This window comes from Calothrix sp. CBUCES-K 9914, from assembly GCF_059640475.1.
In genome coordinates this window covers 1-5363 of the sequence record NZ_JBXXZH010000413.1, presented here as the reverse complement: position 1 = coordinate 5363, position 5363 = coordinate 1, and the positions used below count along the sequence as shown (strand labels likewise).

Below are 5363 nucleotides of genomic sequence, written 5' to 3'. Positions count from 1 at the left end.
TATAAATTTATACGAAGCTGCACCTTAATCATACTTGGCTCGCTACAAGTTTTTTTATAACTACGCCTTCATACCTGTGCGTCAGCGTCTCTGTACTAATAGATAGGATAGTTCATTTGGTAAATATAAAAATAAGTAATAACACTGTTGAATCAGCTAGTTAGCGTTCTTTCTTAAGTGTTATTACTTATTACATCCAAAAATTACTACTTTTACACTTAAGTAGTTAATGTTTTATAAGCAACACTTTTGATTTAGATGGTATTCTATTGCCCGTCTGGTGTTGAAAAAAATAGTTCAAAATTACTATTATGCACCAATGTTGATTTTTGCAATGTGTTCGTTAAATTATATTACATCTATGAAATATATAGATATACATCTATAAGTACTTGGTCAAGGAAAAATTTATATTTGTTTACATTTGGCAACGGATTATGAACGGATGTAACGGATGTAACAAATAACTCATCCGTTACATTCGTTGCCTTAACTGCTTAAGGCTTTTAGGAACCGCTGTAAACCTCGTAACATGTTAGGTTTTTTAGCAGGCGCCTCTACAGACGAGTTAGCGGTATTTCCTTTGGCAAGGATATTATCAATTTCTTCACCCGAAGGTTTATGGGGTAATTCAATGATTTTTTCGTAGTTGCCGTCATTTTGTGCCCATATTTCCCACATTCCAGGGTAGCAGCGGAAAACTGCGGCTTCTTCAAAAATTGGACGTAGATGGTAACATGATTCGATAGTTTTGATAAATCGTTCACGAATTTGACGCGCGGCATAACCAATACCTACGGTTCCTGAATCTTCAAGACGTGGGTTTAGCATTATGAAGGGACGCTGTTCGCCAATTAACTGACAAAGCTGTTCTAGTTGGGGAACTTCCTGCGAAGTTGGGGAGATGAACAGGAATATTTCATCTTCGGGTTGAATTTTAGATTCAAGCGAAGCTGTGCGACCTGTACCAATATCTTCAATACGGTATGGTACACTCGCCCAGTCACGACGCGCAAGCGCACTGGCGCCAGCATCTGCGAATAAAACTTTAAATTTATCGCCGTAAGCTTCAAAAGCTGGGATAAATTGCTCTGCCACAGGCATAAACTTGAGTTCGGGAAACAGCAACTCGACCTGTAAGCGAGTATGACCATCAGCTATCGCAGCTTGAGTTGCTTGTTGTGCCTGGATAATAGCGTCTTCTAAAGTCTTTGGTAATTCAGCCATTTGCTTTTAGCTAATTAAAAAACTATTTTATTATTTCCGGGCTTGTTTAATTTCTCGAATTTATTGACATAAAAACGACTAGTTGGGCATTTCATCAATGCTACGTGGTTCAACTCGTGGTTGTTGGTTCATATCGTGGCGGAAACGAGAAGAAGTTTCATATGCTTTAATGCGTACTCTCTGGATGGAACCGAGAGGTTTATGTTGTGGAATGCAGTGCCAGGAACTAAACGACAGTACCTCATCAACATAAACTCTACGTGCAGGACTATATGGGTCTTGCGGAGGAATCGTGATTTTTCCTATAGGATGGTAAGGACTTTCTTCTTCAGACCAACGAACTGAGGCATCTTCTACGGGCATTCGCTCCAAGTTCGTGCAAAGCTGCGCGCGTAGTTCGTATTCAGCAGAGTTTGTTTTGAAGAACTCAACGATTAAATCTCTAAGAGTAGAATGATTATCTATTTTAACATTCTGCCCAATAAAAGGTAGAAGACTTGCTGATACAGGAACAGCGCTAATTTTGGCGATATAATCACCATAGCGAAGCGCTGCTGTAGTGTAGAATGTGTCACCTAAAATATTAGTTTCGGGCTTTGTTACTCCCAAAGAGGTGGGGTATAGTTCCAATCCAACTTTTTCGGTAACGGTGTTAACGGTACGAAGAGCGGTAGTTACAAGTTGCTGTGCTTCTTCGGGAACAGTTACAACTTTTTCCTGTGCTAACTGTTCTATCAGGTATTTTTTGACATCACCAGCAGGGAAAGTTGGGTGATTAATCATTAAGAAGTCTTGGGTAAGCGCATCTGAAGAAGACTCTAAAACTTTTTGTCCTTCTACGCCAATGACTTTAATTGCCATACCCCGAAATGAAGAAACGCCGTCTGGTATAATATCGCCGGGGGCATTTGAGAACCGAATGATGACAGGGTAAGTTCTCGGTGCCTGGAATAATCCTTGCGCTAAATGTTCTGGTAGATTATCGTAGATTTTTAGCTCTCCCTTAACAGCACCATGACCTTTAGCGTGGGCGCCGCGTAGTGCGTGTCGGTGCTTATCATATACAAAGCGCCGCATCCGCTCAAAAGAGGAGATGATGTCATCAATTACCTTATCCTCATCAGGCTGCTTGACTTCAACATCGTCGGAGTATCGTACATACAACTGGTTTTGGCTCGACATAAACAGCTTTAAAGATTGGGGGCACTTACCTACATTAGTACAACTAGCACCTAACGAAGAGATTGAATCAGAAATTAGTTGCTAAAATAGTCTTATTGCAAGAGTAAATAAAGCTGTGTCCATTTTTACTCGTTCTTACACAAGCAACACAACGGCGCCTGTACCAACCGAACCAGTTTGGCGTTTTAGTGTTTCTGAGTACCATGAAATGATTCACTTTGGTATACTTACTGAAGATGACCCTGTGGAATTGCTCGAAGGTTGGATAATTCAGAAAATGCCAAAGAATCCTCCACATTGAGTTAGTAATAAATTAGTTCGTAACACATTAGAACAAATCGTTCCCATCGGTTGCAATACTGCTCGGTTAAGGGAAATAGAGGGTAAAATAGTACTATTTTTGTTCGCGTTTTAAAAACGAGAACAGACATAATTGATTAGGTTATAGGTTATTTTTTCTCTTTCTGGCTCTCGTACAAATCTATCCAGTTTTGCCTGAGAGAATGAATCGTATTTTTTAAGGTGTCAATTTGCATCCTTCGTGTAACTTGCATAACAGCATCAATATGAGCGGAGCTTCCAGCTTTCCCCAAATGCTTATACTTACTCAATTTATTGGGAGTTTTCGTAAGGAAAACAGGCGTAGTCGCGTGTAATTTATAGTACCAGTAAGTTCCCTTTTGTCCTCGTGCCTGGTAGCGCAGGACACAACAACCTTCGGGCGCCACTTCTCCAGTAGATTGAATTTGCTGAATTTGTAGTTGTAAAGTTGCTATTGCTTGCTGCAAGAGTTCCGCTCTGGCAATAACATCATCTGTTTTCGTAGGCATTGACTGCTAAACTAGGGAGAATATTGTTCTCGTGTTTTTAACGAGAACGAATAATGGTTTAATTTATATTATCTTACAACAAAATTAAACCTTAATTCTGAGTGCTAATGACTCTAATTAACTTTGAATTCAACAATCAAGCCTTAAATCGAGCGCAATTGCTCCTGGCTCTTAACCAGGTAATCCCTACCAAGGTGATAATGCAAGCAATTATAACTACGGATAGTGAGCATCAGCGTCAAAGGATACTTCCTACACACGTAGTAATTTCTCTAATAATTGCTATGAGTTTTTGGTCTGATGATTCAATTGTTGATGTACTTAAAAATCTTGTTCATGGTTTTAATTCCTTACAAATTGTACTTCTAAAACGTTTTAAAATACCAACATCTTCGTCAATTAGTGAAGCTAGGCAACGAGTTGGCGCCGCCGTAATGACTCGTTTATTTGAAATGGTATGTAAACCGTTAGCTTCTCCTCAAACACCAGGTGCCTTTTTATGTGGATTAAGGATAATGGCTGTTGATGGGTCAGTTTTTGATGTTCCTGATACAGAAACGAATGCAAGAGTTTTTGGCTATCCTGGTTCTAGACCTGGTACGTATCCAGCTTTTCCAAAAGCAAGATTAGTTTTTTTGGTAGAAGCAGGTACACGTTTAATAATAGATGCGTTTTGTTGTCCTTACCGAATTGGTGAAAGAAGGGGTGCTTTAAAACTGTTACGTAGTGTCTTTAAGGATATGTTATTAATGTGGGACAGAGGGTTACATTCATTCAAGATGTTTAATGCAGCAATTAAACAAGGATGTCATGTTTTAGGCCGTGTGCCAGCTCATGTAAAATTTGAAGTTGTAAAAACTTTTCCCGACGGTTCTTATTTATCATGGATTGTTCCGGATGGGAAGTCGAGAAAGAAAGGTGCAGTTCGACTGCCAGTACGTGTAATTGAATATATAGTTGAAGAAAACGGCGTAGAAAAAGTTTACCGTTTAATTACTGATTTGATAGATATTGCTACTTTCCCGGCACTACTTTTAGCGTGCGAATATCATCAGCGTTGGGAGGCAGAGAATACTTTAGATGAATTAAAAGTTCATTTAAATGGTCGTAAAATTCCTATACGTTCTAAAAATCCTCGTGAAGTAGTTCAGGAAATTTATGGCTGGTTATTAGGGCATTATTGTATACGTTGTCTGATGTTTAAATGCGCTGAGGTCGCTGGTATCTCTCCGTTACGCTTAAGCTTTACTGGAAGCTTACGTGTTATTAAACGCGCGGTGACACTATTCCAACAAATTGATTCAGAAGCTGAAGTTATAAATGTATATTATAGTTGGCTAATTTGGGAAATTTTAGACTCAGAAATACCACCTGCACAACAAAGGAGCAATCCAAGAGTTGTGAAAAAAACTAGGTCTAAATTTAAAAGTAAAAAGCGATTACATCGAGGCAATGGTACTGTTAAGCAGCAGTTAACTTTCAAAGTCTTTGAAACTGCTGCTAGCACATAATAATTGTGAACAGTATAAACGAAAAACGGTTCAAATAATTGTTAGAAACTTTGAAATAATATTAAATATAAAATTACGTTCCTTGATAATATATTTGTCTAGGCATGAATTTCTGCGGGTTTATATATACTGCTTTAGTTCTCGTGTTTAAAACGAGAACTATATTTTCTTGATTTTACCCTTCATTCTTCCTTAACCGAGCAGTATTGCCATCGGTTGGTATGTTGATGCTCAAGAACCAGTTACTTTAGAAGATAGTGAACCGGAACCTGATGTTGTAATTGTACGAGGCGATACTCGTGATTATACAGAACGTCATCCTGGTGCCAATGATTTAGCTTTGGTTGTGGAAATAGCTGACTCAACTCTTGAGCGTGATAGAAGTTATAAAAAACGTATTTACGCGCGTGCAGGTATTCCGGTTTATCAGCTAAGGCAGAGGGCAGGAGGCACTTATGCTGAAGGGAATTCTGATTCCTGCCCTCTGCCTGTTACCGAAGGGAACAAGCGGGTATAAAACCCCACCGTCTATACGGTGTCTTCGTTCAGTTGGGGTCAGAAACCCCATCTGAACTTACCTTCTGCCCTCTGCCCTCTGCCTTCTGCCTTCGTT

The 5363-nt window shown here is 39.3% G+C and carries 6 protein-coding genes; 3 read left to right on the top strand and 3 right to left on the bottom strand.

Features of this window, described 5'->3' with window-relative positions:
* Nucleotides 1–489: 489 nt before the first annotated feature.
* A complete protein-coding gene (locus tag AC2JBO_RS42760; protein WP_496959693.1) occupies nt 490–1227 on the bottom strand; it encodes a DUF1995 family protein in 738 nt (245 codons plus the stop codon).
* 78 nt (nt 1228–1305) lie between these two features.
* On the bottom strand, nt 1306–2409 hold the full coding sequence (locus tag AC2JBO_RS42755; RefSeq protein ID WP_496959692.1) for a catalase family protein: 1104 nt from the start codon (nt 2407–2409) through the stop codon (nt 1306–1308).
* Between the two features lie 115 nt (nt 2410–2524).
* Between AC2JBO_RS42755 and AC2JBO_RS42750 the strand changes: the two genes are divergently transcribed.
* Nucleotides 2525–2710 carry a hypothetical protein gene (locus AC2JBO_RS42750; protein ID WP_496959691.1) on the top strand — a complete coding sequence of 62 codons (186 nt, stop codon included), beginning with the start codon at nt 2525–2527 and terminating at the stop codon, nt 2708–2710.
* Between the two features lie 148 nt (nt 2711–2858).
* Here the strand turns inward: AC2JBO_RS42750 and AC2JBO_RS42745 are convergent, their stop codons facing one another.
* Nucleotides 2859–3239, bottom strand: coding sequence for a hypothetical protein (locus AC2JBO_RS42745; protein ID WP_496959690.1), 381 nt, complete (start codon nt 3237–3239; stop codon nt 2859–2861).
* A 107-nt stretch (nt 3240–3346) separates the two neighbouring features.
* Here AC2JBO_RS42745 and AC2JBO_RS42740 point away from each other — a divergent pair, with 107 nt between their 5' ends.
* A complete protein-coding gene (locus AC2JBO_RS42740; RefSeq protein WP_496959689.1) occupies nt 3347–4750 on the top strand; it encodes an IS4 family transposase in 1404 nt (467 codons plus the stop codon).
* 205 nt (nt 4751–4955) lie between these two features.
* Complete coding sequence (locus tag AC2JBO_RS42735; RefSeq protein WP_496959694.1) at nt 4956–5267, top strand: Uma2 family endonuclease; 312 nt, start codon at nt 4956–4958, stop codon at nt 5265–5267.
* Nucleotides 5268–5363 lie beyond the last annotated feature (96 nt).

What these genes read in the sequence shown, in the direction of transcription:
- AC2JBO_RS42760 (WP_496959693.1), bottom strand. Translation starts at nt 1,227, where the DNA reads ATGGCTGAATTACCAAAGACTTTAGAAGACGCTATTATCCAGGCACAA.
- AC2JBO_RS42755 (WP_496959692.1), bottom strand. Translation starts at nt 2,409, where the DNA reads ATGTCGAGCCAAAACCAGTTGTATGTACGATACTCCGACGATGTTGAA.
- AC2JBO_RS42745 (WP_496959690.1), bottom strand. Translation starts at nt 3,239, where the DNA reads ATGCCTACGAAAACAGATGATGTTATTGCCAGAGCGGAACTCTTGCAG.
- AC2JBO_RS42740 (WP_496959689.1), top strand. Translation starts at nt 3,347, where the DNA reads ATGACTCTAATTAACTTTGAATTCAACAATCAAGCCTTAAATCGAGCG.